This window comes from Streptomyces sp. NPDC093094 (genome assembly GCF_044754345.1).
Lineage (GTDB): Bacteria > Actinomycetota > Actinomycetes > Streptomycetales > Streptomycetaceae > Streptomyces.
Genome location: NZ_JBIVOX010000009.1, coordinates 274885 through 293215, shown reverse-complemented (window position 1 = coordinate 293215; position 18331 = coordinate 274885). Strand labels below are relative to the sequence as shown.

15 protein-coding genes are annotated in these 18331 nt (G+C 72.8%); 7 read left to right on the top strand and 8 right to left on the bottom strand.

Features of this window, described 5'->3' with window-relative positions; genetic code table 11:
• Positions 1-121: 121 nt before the first annotated feature.
• The 3 genes from ACIQGV_RS21565 to ACIQGV_RS21555 all read right to left on the bottom strand — a co-directional run bounded on the left by ACIQGV_RS21565 (position 122) and on the right by ACIQGV_RS21555 (position 6863).
• Positions 122-2704, bottom strand: coding sequence for a protein kinase (locus ACIQGV_RS21565; RefSeq protein ID WP_402496648.1), 2583 nt, complete (start codon positions 2702-2704; stop codon positions 122-124).
• A 221-nt stretch (positions 2705-2925) separates the two neighbouring features.
• Positions 2926-4935, bottom strand: a complete 2010-nt coding sequence (locus tag ACIQGV_RS21560; protein WP_402496647.1) for a serine/threonine-protein kinase — start codon at positions 4933-4935, stop codon at positions 2926-2928.
• 221 nt (positions 4936-5156) lie between these two features.
• Positions 5157-6863, bottom strand: coding sequence for a glycerol-3-phosphate dehydrogenase/oxidase (locus ACIQGV_RS21555; RefSeq protein ID WP_402496646.1), 1707 nt, complete (start codon positions 6861-6863; stop codon positions 5157-5159).
• Positions 6864-7155: 292 nt separating this feature from the next.
• Here ACIQGV_RS21555 and ACIQGV_RS21550 point away from each other — a divergent pair, with 292 nt between their 5' ends.
• Positions 7156-8364, top strand: a complete 1209-nt coding sequence (locus ACIQGV_RS21550; protein ID WP_402496645.1) for a nucleotide sugar dehydrogenase — start codon at positions 7156-7158, stop codon at positions 8362-8364.
• A 145-nt stretch (positions 8365-8509) separates the two neighbouring features.
• Entirely contained in the window at positions 8510-9082 is a 573-nt protein-coding gene (locus tag ACIQGV_RS21545) for a hypothetical protein (RefSeq protein ID WP_402496644.1), read from the top strand.
• Positions 9083-9144: 62 nt separating this feature from the next.
• On the opposite strand, the gene ACIQGV_RS21540 is transcribed toward ACIQGV_RS21545, so the two are convergent.
• From ACIQGV_RS21540 to ACIQGV_RS21525, 4 genes are all read right to left on the bottom strand, one after another.
• Positions 9145-10269 (bottom strand): GuaB3 family IMP dehydrogenase-related protein, encoded by a 1125-nt coding sequence (locus tag ACIQGV_RS21540; protein ID WP_402496643.1) that lies wholly within the window; start codon positions 10267-10269, stop codon positions 9145-9147.
• Between the two features lie 108 nt (positions 10270-10377).
• A complete protein-coding gene (gene guaB / locus ACIQGV_RS21535; RefSeq protein WP_402496642.1) occupies positions 10378-11883 on the bottom strand; it encodes an IMP dehydrogenase in 1506 nt (501 codons plus the stop codon).
• A gap of 152 nt (positions 11884-12035) precedes the next feature.
• Positions 12036-12623 (bottom strand): sigma-70 family RNA polymerase sigma factor, encoded by a 588-nt coding sequence (locus ACIQGV_RS21530; protein WP_402496641.1) that lies wholly within the window; start codon positions 12621-12623, stop codon positions 12036-12038.
• Between the two features lie 391 nt (positions 12624-13014).
• Positions 13015-13626 (bottom strand): response regulator transcription factor, encoded by a 612-nt coding sequence (locus ACIQGV_RS21525; protein ID WP_003948568.1) that lies wholly within the window; start codon positions 13624-13626, stop codon positions 13015-13017.
• Between the two features lie 378 nt (positions 13627-14004).
• On the opposite strand from ACIQGV_RS21525, the gene ACIQGV_RS21520 reads away from it, so the two are divergent.
• Entirely contained in the window at positions 14005-14334 is a 330-nt protein-coding gene (locus ACIQGV_RS21520; RefSeq protein WP_402496640.1) for a WhiB family transcriptional regulator, read from the top strand.
• A gap of 75 nt (positions 14335-14409) precedes the next feature.
• Here ACIQGV_RS21520 and ACIQGV_RS21515 read toward each other — a convergent pair whose 3' ends face one another.
• On the bottom strand, positions 14410-15318 hold the full coding sequence (locus ACIQGV_RS21515) for a LysR family transcriptional regulator (protein ID WP_402496639.1): 909 nt from the start codon (positions 15316-15318) through the stop codon (positions 14410-14412).
• Between the two features lie 80 nt (positions 15319-15398).
• Between ACIQGV_RS21515 and ACIQGV_RS21510 the strand changes: the two genes are divergently transcribed.
• The 4 genes from ACIQGV_RS21510 to ACIQGV_RS21495 all read left to right on the top strand — a co-directional run bounded on the left by ACIQGV_RS21510 (position 15399) and on the right by ACIQGV_RS21495 (position 18292).
• Complete coding sequence (locus tag ACIQGV_RS21510; RefSeq protein ID WP_402496638.1) at positions 15399-16067, top strand: MOSC domain-containing protein; 669 nt, start codon at positions 15399-15401, stop codon at positions 16065-16067.
• Between the two features lie 371 nt (positions 16068-16438).
• On the top strand, positions 16439-16627 hold the full coding sequence (locus ACIQGV_RS21505; protein ID WP_402496637.1) for a multicopper oxidase domain-containing protein: 189 nt from the start codon (positions 16439-16441) through the stop codon (positions 16625-16627).
• A gap of 74 nt (positions 16628-16701) precedes the next feature.
• A complete protein-coding gene (locus tag ACIQGV_RS21500; RefSeq protein ID WP_402496636.1) occupies positions 16702-17475 on the top strand; it encodes an SDR family NAD(P)-dependent oxidoreductase in 774 nt (257 codons plus the stop codon).
• A gap of 109 nt (positions 17476-17584) precedes the next feature.
• On the top strand, positions 17585-18292 hold the full coding sequence (locus ACIQGV_RS21495; protein WP_402496635.1) for an ester cyclase: 708 nt from the start codon (positions 17585-17587) through the stop codon (positions 18290-18292).
• Positions 18293-18331 lie beyond the last annotated feature (39 nt).

Sequence of the window (18331 nt, the reverse complement as noted above, 5' to 3'; positions counted from 1 at the left end):
CTTGACAGGGTCAGGGTAAGGACCGGTGACCCGACGGGGAACACGCGGGGTGACTCGGATACCTCACTGTGACGGTTGTCGCTTTGCGTGACGGAAGGGAACCGAAACGCGGGGCCCCGGATCAGCCGCCCGTGACCTGGTACGTCGTCGACGCCTGCTCGTACAGCCGTGTCACCTCGTCCCGTTCGGCTTCGGGGCCGCGCACCTGCACCACGTGGTAGCGGCCGTCGAGGAGGATCGCGACATTGCGCACGAACAGCTCACGGCCGTCGGGCCCGGTCCAGGTGAACTGGCCCTCGGCCATGGTCCGTCCGCCCACCGATATCGTCTTCAGCCCGGTCGCCGTGGCCCAGGTGGAGTCGCGGTACGACTGCAGCTCCGCCTCCCGCTCGCGCTGGTAGACCATCGGATCGCCGCCGAACTCCGCCGCCGTGTCCCGTCCGGCGACGACGATCAGCTCGAAGGCGCCATGGGTGTAGCGCACCTGGCCGCGGCCGTTGGGCGGGGTGCGGTCCCAGCCGTCGGCGACGGCGACGCGGAAACCGGCGGGGTCGCTGCGCAGGGTGAAGCCGTCGGCGGCCGGGCCGGTGGTCTGCGTCTCGGTGGAACCGGCCGATTCCGAGGGGTCGTTGCCATCGGAGGGGCCGGTCTGGTCGGGCCGCGGCTCGCTGCTGGCCTGCGGCGAGTCCTCCGGCGCCTGCTCCGCGCTGCCCGCCGCCCCGGTGCGGTCCGCGGTGGGCGGACCCGCCGAGCCGGACTCACCGGACTTGGGCATGAACAGCATGGCGTACGCGATCGCCGCCGCCATCGCCAGCAGCACCGCCACCAGCAGGGTCCGGCCCAGGCTGCGCGGCGAACGCTCCTGCGCGCGGGCCCGCTTGTGCCGTCCGTGCGTCGCGGGCAGCGCGGCACGCCGCCTGCGCACCAGCTCGCCACGGCGTCGTACGACGGGCAGCCGGCCGGTTCCGGCGGGCGGCGCGGCGACGACGTGCACACCGGCCTCCGGCTCGGGCGCCGACCGCACGAGCGACCGCAGCCATCCGCGCAGCTCCTCGAAGTCGCTGCGGTCGGTGGGGTCCTGACGCAGCAGCGACTCCACCACCGGCCTGAGCGGCCCGCACTCCTCGGCGAAGGCGGGCGGCTCGGCGCACACCATCTGCACCAGTTCGGCCGTCGACTCCTCCGGGTAGGGCGCATGCCCCTGCACCGCCCGGAACAGCAGCGCGCCCAGCGCCCAGAGGTCGGTGGACGGGCCGATGGGTGCCGCCAGCTGCCAGTTCTCGTGCACGGGCCCGGCCTGCTCCGGTGCCCACCGCTCGGTGACGGGCCCCACCACGGCCATCCGTGCCTGCCGGGCCCGCTCGGCGGCGAGCGCGGTGGCCGGGCCGCGGCGGGCGGGGGCGGGCGTGTCCCACTGTCCGGCGGGGCCGGCGGTGCGGTGCGGTGCGGCCGCGCCGGCCGGCACGAGGGGCGGGTCCTGGGTACGGCCCGCGGGCGGGAGCGCCTGGCGGGCCGGGTCGGCCGGAAGAACACCGGCCGTGCCGCCGGGCGCGGCGCCCGGTGCCGGGACTCCGGGGGCCCGGCGGGGTGACGCGCCGTGCCAGGAGGCGGTGTGCACGCCGTAGGGGTCGGCGATCTGGCCCGGGGGTGTGGCGCCGGTCCGGCCCGTGGCGTCCTGCCCGGGGGCGGGCGGCAGCTGCGGCACGCCGCCCTCGGGGGCGGACCGGGCGCCCGGCACGACGCCGTGCGCGCTCGCCTGCGCCTCCTGGACGCGGGCCGCCGCCCGTGTGCCCGCACGGTACGCCGCGATCGCCCCGGCGCGTGCCGCCCGGACGTCCCCGCCGCTCTCCAGCTCCCGGCGGGCCGGGCCGCCCGGCGCACCGGCGCCGCCCGTTCCGGGCCCGCCCGGCGCGGGCAGCCGCCCGGCGCCGCGTGCCTCGATCGCGGCCCGGCGCGCGGCCTCCGCGTCACCGGCTCCGGGGACGGCGGGTCCCGCGGGCCGGGGAAGGTGCGCGGCGGAGCCACCGTGGGACTCCGTGCCGTCCGGCGGTCCGGCGGGACGCGTCCCCGCGGGCCCGGCCTCCTCCTGCGCCGGCACCGGGTCGTATCCGCACAGCGCCTCCTCCGCCGCGCCGACCGCGAGGCCGGTGAGCATGACACGGCCGTCGTCGCAGACGAGGACCGTGCGGGCGGTGATGTTGCGGTGGACCCAGCCGTGGGCGTGCAGGACACGCAGGGCCGTGAGGACGTCGGAGGCCACCTCGGCGGCCCGGTACGGCGTCAGCGGCCGCTCGGCGAGCAGCGCGGCCAGGGGGCGCGCGGCGACCAGCTCGCTGACTATCCACAGCGAACCGCCCTCGGCGAACACGTCGAAGACCTGGTCCAGCCGTGGGTGGTCGGGAATGGCCGCGGCTGCCTGCGCGGCCTCCACGGCACGCCGTACGGCCGGGTCCGCGGGACGCCGTACGCTGCCGCGCGCGGCGGGCCGCCGTACGCCCGGGTCCCGTGCGGTGAAGCCCTCCGGCAGCCCGTCGGCGTCGAGCACCTCCGCCTCGACGACCTCCGGCAGCGGCACCTGGCGGACCAGGACCTCCTGCCCGCTGTAGGTGTCGAAGGCTCGGCTCTCGGTGAGCTCGTACTCCTCGGAGGGCGGCAGCGGCAGGCGGTAGCGGTCGGCCAGCACCCGTCCCGCATAGTCGTCCACGTTGCCTCCCCCGGCCGCCCGGCTGGTCAATTCCGTTCGTACGGCGTCCCGTTCCGGATGCGTACGGTTCGCAAGCACTCACGATACGTGCCGGAGGCAACCCGCATCGAGGGGATGGGAGATCTCGCCCGGCTCCGCCCCCGGAATCCCGGCTTCAGCCCCCTGGGGGACCTCGCCCGGACCCGGGGCCGGCCTGCGCGGGGACCGGCCCCGGGTCCGGGTCAGTCCTTCGGCCGGAACGTCCTCGTCAGCGTCTGCCAGCTGTCCCGGCGCAGTTCCCCGCGCCACTTGGCGGCCTTCGCCGTGTACATCAGCGCGTAGCCCTGGTCGTCGTCGACGACGAACCCGCGGTCGACCGTCCGGTACTTCGTCCCGCCCTCGGTGTAGGTGAACTCCCAGTCGGCCGTGTTCCAGCCGCGGTAGTCCACTGCCTCTATGCGGATCCGCTGGTACTGAGAGCGGACCATGCCGCCCTCCTGGTTGCGCCAGTCGGCGACCGGGTCGTCCTTGGGCGTGGTGGTCCAGGCGACGAGCAGTTTCTGTCCGTCGGGGCCGGTGAAGCGGTCGCCCGAGTCGCCGCTCGACTCGAACGCCCAGCCCTTGGGCAGCCCGATCGAGTAGCCCTGGCCGCCCCGGTGCGTCCTGGCCACGCCGGTGCCGTCCTTGGCGGAGCCGTCCCCGGCGTCCTTGCCCTTGCCGCCCTCGGCCTCGCCGTCCTCGCCGGTGTCCGGCGTGCTCGCGCCCGGCTTCGCGCCCTGGCCGTCCGGCGCGGACGCCTTGCCGTCCGGGCGGGTGCCGCCCTGCTCGTCGTCCTTGGTGTCGGCGCTCGGGGCCGCCCCGGCCGTCGTGCCGGTGCCGTCACCGGACTTCGCGGAGCCCTTGTCGCCGTCTCCGCCGCCGAGGGTGAGGGCGAGCACCGTGCCGAGCACGGCGAGCGCCAGGGCCACCGCGATGATCACCAGGGTCCGCCGGGGTACGACGTCCGTCAGCGGTGCCCGCCGCACCGGCCGCGGCGGCAGGTCCGGCGGCGGCATGACGGGCCAGCCCGAGCTGCGCCCGCCCGCGGCGGCGTTCCCGCCGCCCGTACCGGCCTCGGCGGTGGGGGCGGAAGAGCTCCGCGTGCCGGAACGGGAGCCCGTGCCGGCCGCACCGGCCGAGCCCGCCGCACCGGTGGCCGTCTCCGCGCGTGCGTCCTTCCCGGACTTCGTCCGGGACGCCGCCGCGGTGGTGGCCGCTCCCGCCGACACCGCGGCCTTGCGCACGGAGCGCAGGGCCCCGCGCAGCCGGTCGCCCGACTCCTCGCCCCGCCGGCCTCCGGACTCGCCCGGCTGCGCCGGCAGCGGCACGACCTTCGTCGCGTCCCTCGCCTCGTCCGGGTCGGGGGCGCGGAGCACGGCGTCGAGCAGCGCCCGCGCGCCCGAGTCGTCGAGCCGCTCGGCGGGGTCCTTGGTGAGCAGCCCGCGGATGACCTCGGCGAGCGGGCCCGCGTTCTTCGGCTCGTCCAGCGGCTCGGTCATCACCGCGGTGAGCGTGGCGATCGCCGAACCCTTGTCGTACGGCGGCACTCCCTCGACCGCGGCGTACAGCAGGCCGCCGAGCGACCACAGGTCGGCCGCGGGGCCGGGCTTGTGGCCGCGGGCGCGCTCCGGGGAGATGTAGGAGGGGGCGCCGACGAGCATGCCGGTCGAGGTGATGGACGGGTCGCCCTCCACCTGCGCGATGCCGAAGTCGGTGAGCACGACCCGGCCGTCCTCGGCGATCAGCACGTTGGACGGCTTCACGTCACGGTGCAGGATGCCCTCGCGGTGCGCCGAGCGCAGCACGTCGAGAATGGCGAGACCGACCTCCGCGGCGCGGCGCGGCTCCAGCAGACCGTCCTCACGGATGGCCTCGGCGAGCGACTTGCCCTCGACGAGCTCCATGACGATCCACGGCCGGTCGTCCTCCTCGACCACGTCGAAGACCGTCACCGCGTTGTTGTTGCGGATCCGCGCGATGGCCTTGGCCTCGCGCAGCGTCCGCGTGATCAGCCGGCGCTTCTCCTCCTCGTCGATGTTCGACGGGAACCGCAGCTCCTTCACGGCGACCGTGCGCCCGAGGGTCTCGTCCTCGGCGCGCCACACCGTGCCCATGCCGCCGCGGCCGAGCACGTCTCCCAGCCGGTAGCGCCCGGCGAGGAGACGTGCGCTCTTGTCCTGACGGGATGTCCCCGCCCGCTCCGCCTCCGACATGCGTCCCCTCGTGCAACCCGCCCTGACAGAGGCTCCATTGTCCCTCACCCGACAAGTGCCCCACGCCCCGGGGGCCCCTCGCCGCACAACCGTGCCGACGTGTCCGGGACTGGCCTGAATCACCCGTTCCGAGCAGCGGCACGGCGGGCCGGGGCCGACGGGCCCCGCAGCGGTCCGCCGGCGCCTGCGGACAACGGGCCCCGCAGCGGCCCCGGCCGCCCCTACAGCGGCACGATGTCGGGTGCCCCCAGGCGTGCCGCGTCCGCGGTCAGGTCGTCGGGCTGGCGCTGGGACTCCCGCTCGGCCTCCACCCGCTTCTCGTAGTGCTTCACCTCCCGGTCCACGTGGTCGTCGTCCCAGCCGAGCACCGGCGCCATCAGTTCGGCCGTCTCCCGGGCGCAGCGGGTGCCGCGGTCGAAGGTCTCGATGGAGATGCGGGTGCGCCGGGTCAGGACGTCGTCCAGGTGGCGGGCGCCCTCGTGCGAGGCGGCGTAGACGACCTCGGCGCGCAGATAGTCCTCGGCGCCCTGCAGGGGTTCGCCCAACGAGGGGTCCTCGGCGATGAGTTCGAGCAGTTCCTCCGCCATCGAGCCGTAGCGGTTGAGCAGATGCTCCACACGCACGACGTGGAGTCCGGTGCGGGCGGCGATGCGCGCTCGCGCGTTCCACAGCGCGCGGTAGCCCTCGGCGCCGACCAGCGGGATGTCCTCGGTGACACAGCCCGCGACCCGCCGGTCCAGGGCGTGGACCGCCTCGTCCACCGCGTCCTTGGCCATCACCCGGTACGTCGTGTACTTGCCGCCCGCCACCACGACCAGGCCCGGCACCGGGTGGGCGACGGTGTGCTCGCGCGAGAGCTTGCTGGTGGCGTCCGACTCGCCGGCCAGCAGCGGACGCAGTCCGGCGTAGACCCCCTCGACGTCGTCGCGGGTGAGCGGCACCGCCAGCACCGAGTTCACATTCTCCAGCAGATAGTCGATGTCGGCGCTGGAGGCGGCGGGGTGGGCCTTGTCCAGGTCCCAGTCGGTGTCGGTGGTGCCGATGATCCAGTGCCTGCCCCAGGGAATGACGAACAGCACGGACTTCTCGGTGCGCAGGATCAGCCCGGTGGTGGAGTGGATGCGGTCCTTGGGCACGACGAGGTGGATGCCCTTGGAGGCCCGGACGTGGAACTGCCCGCGCTCACCGACCATGGCCTGGGTGTCGTCCGTCCACACCCCGGTGGCGTTGACGATCTGCTTGGCGTGGATCTCGTACTCCCCGCCCGCCTCGACGTCCTGCACGCGCGCGCCGACCACGCGCTCGCCCTCGCGCAGGAAGCCGGTGACCCGTGCGCGGTTGGCGACCTGGGCGCCGTACGCGGCGGCGGTGCGCACCAGGGTCGCCACATAGCGGGCGTCGTCCATCTGGGCGTCGTAGTACTGCAGCGCGCCGACCAGCGCGTCCTTCTTCAGGCAGGGGGCCACGCGCAGGGCGTGACGCCGGGTCAGATGTCGGTGCACGGGCAGGCCGCGCCCGTGGCCACGGGCCATGGACATGGCGTCGTAGAGGGCGACGCCCGATCCCGCGTACAGCCGCTCCCAGCCCTGGTGCTGGAGCGGGTACAGGAACGGCACCGGTTTGACCAGATGCGGCGCGAGCCGCTCCAGCAGCAGCCCCCGCTCCTTCAGCGCCTCCCGTACGAGCGCGAAGTCGAGCATCTCCAGATAGCGCAGACCGCCGTGGATGAGCTTGCTGGATCTGCTCGACGTGCCGGACGCCCAGTCACGTGCCTCGACGAGGCCGGTGGACAGCCCCCGCGTGACGGCGTCCAGCGCGGTGCCCGCGCCGACCACGCCGGCGCCCACGACCAGCAGGTCCAGTTCGTGCTCGGCCATGCCCGCGAGGGCCTCGGCGCGCTGCGCCGGCCCCAGTGTCGCTGTCCTCACCGCTGCCTCCCGGTCTTCGGTCGCACCGGCCGCACCCGTCGGGCGAAGCCCGTCCGTATCCCCCTGCCCAAAATTCTGACCGGCTTGCCCGACTTCAGCCACTACTCATGGGCGACCTGTGGACAACTCCGGCTGACCTGCACGCGAACACCACCGCCACGCAAGACGACACACGGAAACAATGCAGCATATCGGTCATATTTACGCCTAGTCTGACATTGCGCTCGCTCGTTCTGTCCACACGACTTGCGCACCTGTCCCGCTTCGGTTACTGGGAAGGACGGCCCACGCCATGCCCGCAGATCTCGCCGTCATCGGACTCGGCCCGCTCGGCCTGCCGCTGGCCCAGGCCGCTGTCGCCGCCGGCATCCCCACCATCGGCTACCGCACCGGCCCCGAGGCCGGCTCGCTCAGCCCCGCCGAACTGCGCCGGATGCACTCGGAGGGCTTCCGGCCGACCGGCAACCCCGCGGAGCTCGGCCGGGTGCGCACCGCCGTCATCTGCGCCCCCACCCCACGCGCCGCCGACGGGGGGCTCGACCTCGGCCAGGTGGAGTCCGCCGCCCGCACCCTCGCGGCCCGGCTGCGCCCCCACACGACGGTCATCCTGGAGTCGCCCGTGCTCCCCGGCACCACCGAGGACGTCCTGCGCCCCCTCCTCGAAGAGGGCTCCGGTCTGCGCGCCGGCCGCGACTTCCACCTCGCCTACTCCCCCACCCGCGTCGACCCCGGCAACCGCGCGTTCACCCCCGCCAACACCCCCAAGGTGATCGGCGGCCTCACCCCCGCCTGCACCGAGTCCGCCGCCGCGTTCTACGGCCGCATCACCGACAAGGTCGTCCGCGCCCGCGGACTGCGCGAGGCCGAGGCCGTGCATCTGCTGGAGACCACCTACCGCCACGTCAACATCGCCCTCGTCAACGAGATGGCCGTCCTCTGCCACGACCTGGGCGTCGACCTCTGGGACGTCATCCGCTGCGCCGAGACCAAGCCCTTCGGCTTCCAGGCGTTCCGCCCCGGCCCCGGCGTCGGCGGCCACTCGGTCCCGCAGGACCTCACCGGACAGCCGGGCCGTGGCCTGCGCATGGTGGAACTGGCCAAGCAGGTCAACGAACAGATGCCGCGGTACGTCGTCCAGCGCGCGGCCGCGCTGCTGAACGAGCACGGCAAGTCGGCCCGCGGCGCGCGCGTCCTGCTCCTGGGCGTCGCCTACAAGCCCGACCTCGCCGACGAACAGGCCACCCCGGCCCACGAGGTCGCCGTACGCCTGATGTCCCTGGGCGCGGCGGTCAGCTACCACGACCCCCACATCCCCGGCTGGACGGTCCTGGACCGCCCGATCCCCCGCGCGGACTCCCTCTACGAGGCCGCCGCCGAGGCCGACCTCACCATCCTCCTCCAGCCCCACCGCACCTACGACCTCCAGGGCCTGTCGGTGAAGGCCCAACTCCTCCTGGACACCCGGGGCGCCACCCCGACGGGGGCGGCGCACCGGCTGTGAACGGGCGCCCGCAGCGACGTGCCCCCCGGGCGGCCCCGGAAATTCACCGGCGACGGCCCCCGGCGCTGCTGTTAATGTGCGGCGTCTTCGTCCGCACGCCTGTGGGCACACCGCTCGCTCGCTCCCCTGGGGGGGAATCCCTGTCATGACCCAATCAGTGCCGCCGCAGCCGCCCACCGACGGCAACCCGTACGCCCAGCAGCCGCCCACCGACGGCAACCCGTACGCCCAGCAGCCGCCCGCCGGGGGCAACCCCTTCGCCGCTCAGCAGCCCGGCGGCTTTCCGCCGGCTCCGCCCGTGCCGGCCCCGGTGCGGGGCGGCAATGTGGCCCTGGGCATCGTGGCCGCGGTCGTCGCCGCCCTGGTCACCGCCGGCGTCTACGGCGCGATCGTCGGCGCGACCAAGTACGAGATCGGCTACGCCGCCGTCGGCGTCGGCTTCCTCGTCGGCTTCGTCGCAGGCAAGGTCGGCGGCGCCAACCCGATGCTGCCCGTCGTCAGCGCGGTGCTCTCCCTGGGCGCCGTCTACCTGGGCCAGCTCATCGGTGTCGCGATGATCGGCGCCGATGAGCTGGGCGTCTCCGCGACCACTCTGCTGTTCGACGAGTTCGGCCTGGTGACGGATGCCTGGAAGGAGACCGCCGACCCGATGACGTTCCTGTTCTTCGCCATCGGCGCGTTCGCCGCCTTCTCCGGGGCGAAGAAGGCCGCCGCGTAGCCACGCATGCGGAAGGGGCCCGTCCACAGGTGTGGACGGGCCCCTTCCGCATGCCCTGAGGGCTAGCGCCGGTGCTGCGAGTCCGCGACCGTCACCTCGACGCGCTGGAACTCCTTCAGCTCGCTGTAGCCGGTGGTGGCCATGGCGCGACGCAGAGCGCCGAAGAGGTTCATCGAGCCGTCCGGGGTGTGGGACGGGCCCGTGAGGACCTCCTCAAGGGTGCCGACCGTGCCGAGGTCGACCTTCTTGCCGCGCGGCAGCTCCTCGTTGACCGCCTCCATGCCCCAGTGGTGGCCCTTGCCCGGCGCGTCGGTCGCGCGGGCGAGCGGGGAGCCCATCATCACGGCGTCGGCGCCGCAGGCGACGGCCTTGGGCAGGTCGCCGGACCAGCCGACGCCGCCGTCGGCGATGACGTGGACGTAGCGGCCTCCGGACTCGTCCATGTAGTCGCGGCGGGCCGCGGCCACGTCGGCCACCGCGGTCGCCATCGGCACCTGGATGCCGAAGACGTTGCGCGTGGTGTGCGCGGCGCCGCCGCCGAAGCCGACCAGCACACCCGCGGCGCCCGTGCGCATCAGGTGCAGGGCCGCGGTGTACGTGGCGCAGCCGCCGACGATGACCGGGACGTCCAGCTCGTAGATGAACTGCTTCAGGTTCAGCGGCTCGTGCGAACCGGAGACGTGCTCCGCCGACACCGTCGTACCGCGGATGACGAAGATGTCCACACCCGCGTCCACGACCGCCTTGGAGAACTGGGCGGTGCGCTGCGGGGAGAGCGCCGCGGCGGTGACCACGCCGGAGTCGCGCACCTCCTTGATGCGCTGCCCGATCAGCTCTTCCTTGATGGGAGCGGCGTAGATCTCCTGGAGGCGGCGCGTGGCCGTCTCGGCGGGCAGCCCGGTGATCTCGTCCAGCAGCGGCTGCGGGTCCTCGTAGCGCGTCCACAGACCTTCGAGGTTGAGGACACCGAGGCCGCCGAGCTCGCCGATGCGGATCGCGGTGGCCGGCGAGACGACCGAGTCCATGGGGGCCGCGAGGAAGGGCAGCTCGAAGCGGTAGGCGTCGATCTGCCAGGCGATCGAGACCTCCTTCGGGTCCCGCGTACGGCGGCTGGGGACGACGGCGATGTCGTCGAAGGCGTACGCCCGGCGGCCGCGCTTGCCGCGCCCGATCTCGATCTCAGTCACGATGTGTGGCCTTTCCCTGATGCGTTTCAGCGTCTTCCAGTATCGCCGACGGGCACGCCGAGGGCGGCCCCGGAGCCTTCCCGGAGCCGCCCTGAACGCGTCGCTGGACTACTTGCGGCTGTAGTTCGGCGCCTCGACCGTCATCTGGATGTCGTGCGGGTGGCTCTCCTTCAGACCCGCCGACGTGATGCGGACGAACCGGCCGTTGGCCTGGAGATCCGGCACGGTCTGGCCGCCGACGTAGAACATCGACTGGCGCAGGCCGCCGACCAGCTGGTGGACGACCGAGGCCAGCGGGCCGCGGTAGGGCACCTGGCCCTCGATGCCCTCGGGGATCAGCTGCTCGTCGGAGGCGACGCCCTCTTGGAAGTAGCGGTCCTTGGAGAACGACTTGCGGTCGCCGCGGGTCTGCATGGCACCGAGGGAGCCCATGCCGCGGTACGACTTGAACTGCTTGCCGTTGATGAACAGCAGCTCGCCCGGGGACTCCTCGCAGCCCGCGAGCAGCGAGCCGAGCATCACCGTGTCGGCACCCGCGACGAGGGCCTTGGCGATGTCGCCGGAGTACTGCAGACCACCGTCGCCGATGACCGGGACACCGGCCGCCTTCGCGGCGAGCGCGGCCTCGTAGATGGCGGTGACCTGCGGGACACCGACACCGGCGACCACACGGGTGGTGCAGATCGAGCCCGGACCGACACCGACCTTGATGCCGTCGGCACCCGCGTCGACGAGCGCCTGGGCGCCGTCACGGGTGGCGACGTTGCCGCCGATGACGTCCACCCGGGTGTGGTTCGACTTGATCTTGGCGATCATGTCGCCGACCAGCCGGGAGTGGCCGTGCGCGGTGTCGACGACGATGAAGTCGGCGCCCGCCTCGATCAGCGCCTGGGCGCGCTCGAAGGAGTCACCGGCCACACCGACCGCGGCACCGACGATGAGCCGGCCCTCGGCGTCCTTGGCGGCGTGCGGGTACTTCTCCGCCTTGACGAAGTCCTTGACCGTGATCAGGCCCTTGAGGACGCCCTCGTCGTCGACCAGCGGCAGCTTCTCGATCTTGTGGCGGCGCAGCAGCTCCATGGCCTCCACGCCGGAGATGCCGACCTTGCCGGTGACCAGCGGCATGGGCGTCATCACCTCGCGCACCCGGCGGGCGCGGTCGGTCTCGAAGGCCATGTCGCGGTTGGTGACGATGCCGAGCAGCTTCTTGCCGGCGTCGGTGACGGGGACACCGCTGATGCGGAACTTGGCGCAGATCGCGTCGGCCTCGGCCAGCGTGGCGTCCGGGTGGATCGTGATCGGGTCCGTGACCATGCCGGACTCGGAGCGCTTGACCAGGTCGACCTGGTTGGCCTGGTCCTCGATGGACAGGTTGCGGTGGAGTACGCCGACGCCGCCCTGGCGGGCCATCGCGATCGCCATGCGCGACTCGGTGACCTTGTCCATGGCGGCGGACAGCAGCGGGATGTTCACCCGCACGTTCTTGGAGACGTACGAGGCGGTGTCGATCTCGTCGGGTGCCATGTCCGACGGGCCCGGCAGCAGCAGCACGTCGTCGTAGGTCAGCCCGAGTGTCGCGAATTTACCGGGCACTCCGTCGACGTTGGCAGTCATGACACCTTCCCCAAATGGCCTTGATCGGTGCGGATGTCCATGCTAACGGGAAGAGAACCCGTCTCATTCCACGCCAAGGGGCCGCACCGGGCTTCGTATGTTCCTACGGAAACAGGCGCCCTCCTGTTCAACCGAGGTGCGCTGCCGCCCCGCTACTGCTCCGCGAGCGCCCTCAGCCGGCTCAGCGCGCGGTGCTGCGCCACCCGGACCGCCCCGGGTGACATTCCCAACATCTGCCCCGTCTCCTCGGCCGTGAGGCCGACCGCGATCCGCAGCAGGAGCAGCTCGCGCTGGTTCTCGGGCAGGTTGGCCAGCAGTTTCTTGGCCCACTCGGCGTCGCTGCTGAGCAGCGCGCGCTCCTCCGGGCCGAGGGAGTCGTCCGGACGCTCGGGCATCTCGTCCGAGGGGACCGCCGTGGAACCCGGATGACGCATGGCGGCCCGCTGGAGATCGGCGACCTTGTGCGCGGCGATGGCGAAGACGAACGCCTCGAAGGGGCGGCCGGTGTCCCGGTAGCGCGGCAGCGCCAGCAGGACGGCCACACAGACTTCCTGCGCCAGGTCCTCGACGAAGTGGCGCGCGTCGCCCGGCAGCCGGGACAGCCGGGTGCGGCAGTAGCGCAGCGCCAGCGGGTGGACATGGGCGAGCAGGTCGTGCGTGGCCTGCTCGTCCCCTTCGACCGCGCGGTGGACGAGCGAACCGATCACCCCTTGGGCACGGCTCGCCTCGTCGTCGCGCATCGGTCCATGGTGCCCTGCGGCCGTCTGGCCCGTGGCACCGCGTCCGTCGTTGTGCACCGAAGCGTTATGAGCAGGTGCGCCGGAACTCATCCCTCGCGCCCTCCCCTTCCGCTCGACCGACTCGTCCCCGAGGAACTCCACACCCTCAAGGATGCGGCATCCGCGCCGAAACGAGCAGCGGGCATCCGAGGGACGGTTCGCACCGCGCCCCTGAGGGGCGCGGGGAACTGCGCGACCAGCCGCGTACGGCCCGGTCCGAAAGGCCACCGATCATGCCCGCGACCTCGGCGGCCACGGACGGGTGCGGGGGATCCGCCCGGATCGTTCCGGCGCCGCGGGGCCCGCCCGAAGGCGGTGACCCCTGCCGGCCGGCCGATCCGCACGGCAGCCCCTAGCGGACCAGCCCCCACCGGAAGCCCAGCGCCACGGCGTGGGCCCGGTCGGACGCGCCCAGCTTCTTGAACAGCCGCCGCGCGTGAGTCTTGACCGTGTCCTCCGACAGGAACAGCTCCCTGCCGATCTCCGCGTTGGACCGTCCGTGGCTCATGCCTTCGAGCACCTGGATCTCCCGCGCGGTGAGCGTCGGGGCCGCGCCCATCTCGGCGGACCGCAGCCGCCGGGGGGCGAGCCGCCAGGTCGGGTCGGCGAGCGCCTGGGTCACGGTCGCGCGCAGTTCGGCACGGGACGCATCCTTGTGCAGATAGCCGCGCGCACCCGCGGCGACCGCGAGAGCGACACCGTCCAGGTCCTCCGCGACGGTGAGCATGATGATGCGTGCCCCGGGGTCGGCGGACAGCAGCCGCCGCACTGTCTCGACGCCGCCCAGACCGGGCATGCGTACATCCATCAGGATCAGGTCCGAGCGATCGGCACCCCAGCGGCGGAGGACTTCCTCGCCGTTGGCCGCCGTCGTCACACGCTCTACGCCGGGCACGGTCGCGACCGCGCGACGGAGCGCCTCTCGGGCAAGCGGGGAGTCGTCGCAGACGAGGACGGAAGTCATGGCCGCCCTCCGCAGCTGATGCGCGTCACCTTGAGCCTCCAGGCTGGTACGAATCGTCACCTGTGCGGTCGACCGTCTCGGACGCCTGCCCGAGCGCTTGTGTTTTCAACCGCCTCGCACTCTCAACGATGGTCACTCGAAAGAGTTACGGGGCCGTCCGCCATCTTCGGCACTCTACGTGAGGGGGCGGACACGGTGCAGACATAGACGGCGGACCCTCAACGTTTCGCCACAACCGTGCCCCATTCGGCCCATTTTCTTCCCTTTTACTGGTGTCCACGGCTAGATTCGCAATGAGTCATATTTTCATCTCCTTAGATCGTAGTTGTACGGTCGTGGGCACCGTATCCGCTCAGAACGGCTACAAGGGGTCACGCAATGGCAGATTTCTCCCGCCTTCCCGGACCGAACGCTGACCTGTGGGACTGGCAGCTGCTGGCCGCCTGTCGCGGAGTGGACAGCTCGCTCTTCTTCCACCCGGAGGGCGAGCGCGGAGCGGCCCGGAGCGCTCGTGAGAACTCGGCCAAGGAGGTCTGCATGAGGTGCCCGGTCCGTGCGCAGTGCGCGGCACACGCTCTGGCGGTGCGCGAACCGTACGGCGTGTGGGGCGGGTTGACCGAGGACGAGCGCGAGGAACTCATGGGACGGGCGCGTCACCGCCTGGTGACGGCGTCGGCCGGAAGCGGCGACGCCGCTTCGAACAACTGAAGGAACGTTTCTTCAGAATCGTGGGCACGCACACGTGTGCCGGACGTCAGGGGCACGCGTGCGCGTGCCCCCTCCTTACTTGCGGCCCGCGGCGATCGCCAGGTGCTCCAGCGTCGCCGTGACCGCCGGCACCTGGGCCAGGTCGGGCAGCGTGAGGGCGACGATCTCGCGGCGCACCGCCGGTTCCAGCGTCACGGTGCGTGCCCCCCGGGGACGTACGGACTCGATGGCCAGCTGAGGCAGGACGGCGACGCCGAGACCGGCGCCGACCAGGCCCACCACGGCCGGGTAGTCGTCGGTGGCGAAGTCGATACGGGGAGTGAAGCCCGCGCTCTCGCAGACCTCGACGAGCTGGCCCCGGCAGCGCGGGCAGCCCGCGATCCACGGCTCGTCGGCGAGTTCACCGATGGCGACGGGCCCCGCGGACCCGTCCCGGGCGAGCCGGTGCCGCTCGGGCACGAGCCCCACCAGACGGTCCGTCAGCAGCGGCCGCACGACGAGGTCGTCCCACTCCTCCGCACCCGCCGCCCCTTCGTAGCGGAACGCGAGCGCGATGTCGCAGTCGCCCTCGCGCAGCATCTCCACCGACCTCGGCGGCTCGGCCTCCACCAGGGAGACCCGGGTGCCGGGGTGCGCGGCGCGCAGGGCGGCCAGTGCGGTGGGGACGAGGGTGGAGCTGCCGCTGGGGAAGGAGACCAGCCGGACCCGGCCTGCGCGCAGACCGGCGATGGCGGCGACCTCCTCCTCGGCCGCGGTCAGCCCGGCGAGGATGCCGGAAGCATGCCGGACCAGGGCCTCGCCGGCCTGGGTGAGCCGCATCTCGCGGCCGCCCCGGACCAGCAGCGGGGTGCCCACGGACGCCTCCAGCGCCTTCATCTGCTGGCTGACGGCGGGCTGGGTGCAGCCCAGCTCGCGTCCCGCCGCCGAGAAGGAGCCGGTGGCGGCCACGGCGCGCAGCACACGGAGATGTCGGGCCTCGATCACCCTCCGAGCATAAGGCGACCTTGGGTGTGGCGGCGAATAATGCGTCGACGCTTTGACCGCGGAGAATCTACCGTGCGGCCATGAAGCTTCTCTCCCTGAACCTGGGCCGGGCGACGGCCGTGCCCTACACCGATCAGCCCGACGGTGTGACCGGCATCGACAAGCGGCCGGTCGACGGGCCGGTGCGGGTCGCGGCGCCGGGTCCCAAGGGGGTCGGCGGGAGCGGGCTGGCCGGGGACGCGGTGTGCCACACCCGGCACCACGGCGGCGACGACCAAGCCGTGTACGCGGTGGCCCGGGAGGATCTGGACGCCTGGGAGCGCGAGCTGGGGCGCGAGCTGGCCGGCGGCATGTTCGGCGAGAACCTCACCACCCTCGGCGTGGACGTCTCCGGCGCGCTGATCGGCGAGCGCTGGCGCATCGGGCCGGACGTGGTCCTGGAGGTGACCTGCGGGCGGATCCCCTGCCGCACCTTCCAGGGCCACCTGGGCGAGAAGCGCTGGGTGAAGCGGTTCACCGAGCGCGGGGCGCCCGGCGCGTATCTGCGGGTGATCGAGCCGGGCGAGATCCGGGCCGGGGACCCGGTCGAGATCGTGCACCGGCCGGACCACGAGGTGACGGTCGCCCTGGCGTTCCGTGCGGAGACGACCCGGCGGGATCTCCTGCCGCGTCTGCTCCCGGCCGGGGAGGCGCTCCACACGGAGCTGCTCGCGGAGGTACGCGCATACATGGCGAACCGGACCGACTGAAGCACGGCTCCCGCCGCGGAGCGGGCTGCGGTCGACGGCATCGGCCGGTGTCTCGGCCGCCGGGCCGGGGTCTCGGCCGCCGGGCCGGGGTCTCGGCCGCCGGGCCGGGGTCTCGGCCGGGGTCGGGCCGGGGTCTCGGCCGCCGGGCCGGGGTCTCGGCCGCCGGGCCGGGGTCTCGGCCGGGGCCGGGCCGGGGTCTCGGCCGCCGGGCCGGGGTCTCGGCCGCGGCCGGGCCGGCGCCGGGTGCTCGCCCTGCCCGCGGGGCGAGCGGCCTCGCCGACCCCGGCTGGCGAGCCGTCACCTCCGCTCCTCCCGTGGCGTGTGCCTCTAGGGGACAACCCCGGGGGCCGGGCCGGGGCCCCAAGGACGCGGTGTTCCTGCCCCATGGGACGGTCATGAAGCCGGCCCTGCGCTTCACCGGACCGGCTGATCCGCAGACGCCGTACATGTACCACTGCCACCTGCTGCACCACGAGGACGAAGGCATGATGGGCCAGTTCGTGGTCGTGGAGAAGGGAGGGGCCGCGGCGGTCGGGCGCACACCCCACGAGCACGGGTGACGGGCCTGCGGGGGCGGGCGGGCCGAGGGCGTGCGGGAAGTGGATCCATCCGGTCCGGGTCATAACCTTGCGCCATGACAACGGCTCTGATTACGGGATCGACCGCGGGCATCGGTGCCGCGTTCGCACGGCGGCTGGCGGCGGACGGGCACGACCTCGTCCTGGTGGCACGGGACGGTGAGCGGCTCGCCGAGCAGGCGACCGAGCTGCACGACCGGCACGGCATCGAGGCGGAGGTGCTGGTGGCCGACCTCGCGACGGACGGCGGGATCGACATCGTCGCGGCAAGGCTGTCCGACCGGAAGAAACCCGTGGACCTGCTGGTCAACAACGCCGGCTTCGGGAACAAGGGCCGCTATCTCGATGTGTCGCTCGACGACGAGCTGCGGATGCTCAAGGTGCACTGCGAGGCGGTGCTCCGGCTGACGTCGGCGGCGACGGAGGCGATGCGGGAGCGGGGGCGGGGCGGCGTGGTGAACGTGGCCTCGGTGGCGGCCTTCGTCCCGCGCGGCACCTACGGCGCCTCCAAGGCGTGGGTCGTGCAGTTCACCCAGGGCGCGGCCCGTGATCTGGCGGGCAGCGGCGTGCGGTTGATGGCGCTGTGCCCGGGGTTCGTGCGCACGGAGTTCCACGAGAGGGCCGGGATGGGGACCGACAACATCCCCGGCTGGATGTGGCTCGACGCGGACAAGCTGGTCGCCGCGGCGCTGGCCGATCTGTCCCGGGGCAAGACGCTGTCGATCCCGGACGCGCGGTACAAGGCGCTGATGGGTGTGGTGAAGGTGGTCCCGCGGGGGCTGCTGGGCAGTGTCAGCTCGCGGACGGGCCGGAAGTACGGGCCGCAGTAGGAGCGTCGGGGAGCGCCGCAGCCGCCCCGGCGGCCGGGGGACGCGGAAGGGGCACGGTGGAACAATGGTGCTGTCCGGACGGGACCCCAGGGGGGCCGGAGGCGGCGCCATGACGTTCGTACAGATCATCGACTGCAAGACGAGCCGGTTCGACGAGATGAACCAGCTGATGGACACATGGGTCGAGCAGACCAAGGGGAAGCGGACCGCGACGCACAACGTGATCGGCAAGGACCGGTCGGACGCGTCGCACTACATCGAGATCGTGGAGTTCCCGTCGTACGAGGAGGCGATGCGGAACTCGAACCTTCCGGAGACCGACAAGATCTTCCGCGAGATGGTTGCGCTCTGCGACGAGATGCCGACGTTCACGGACCTGGACGTCGTGCGGGACGAGCAGCTGTTCGCGTCCCAGGTGCGGCGGCTGCTGGAGACGATGGGCACGCGGGGCGAGCTTCCGCCGCTCAACGACCTCGTCGCGGAGCACTACCACGACCACGATCCGGCCAATGAGCAGGACATCCTCGGGCTGGACAACATCCGGCGCCAGATGGAGATGTGGCGCGGGGCGTTCGACTTCGCGTTCACCGTGGAGGACCTGATCGCCGAGGGTGACCGGGTGTGCGTGCGCTGGTTCTGGAAGGGCACCCACACGGGCGACTTCCTCGGGATCGCGGCCTCCGGGAGGCAGTGCACGATGACCGGCACGACCGTCTTCCGCTGCGGGAGCGACGGGAAGATCGTCGAGGGCTGGTGGGAGTACGACCGGCTGGGGCTGATGGCACAGCTCGGCGCGCTGGACGAACTGGGCGAGTAGGCCGCCCGGCGAGCCGGAAGGCCCGGCGCCCCCATCGGG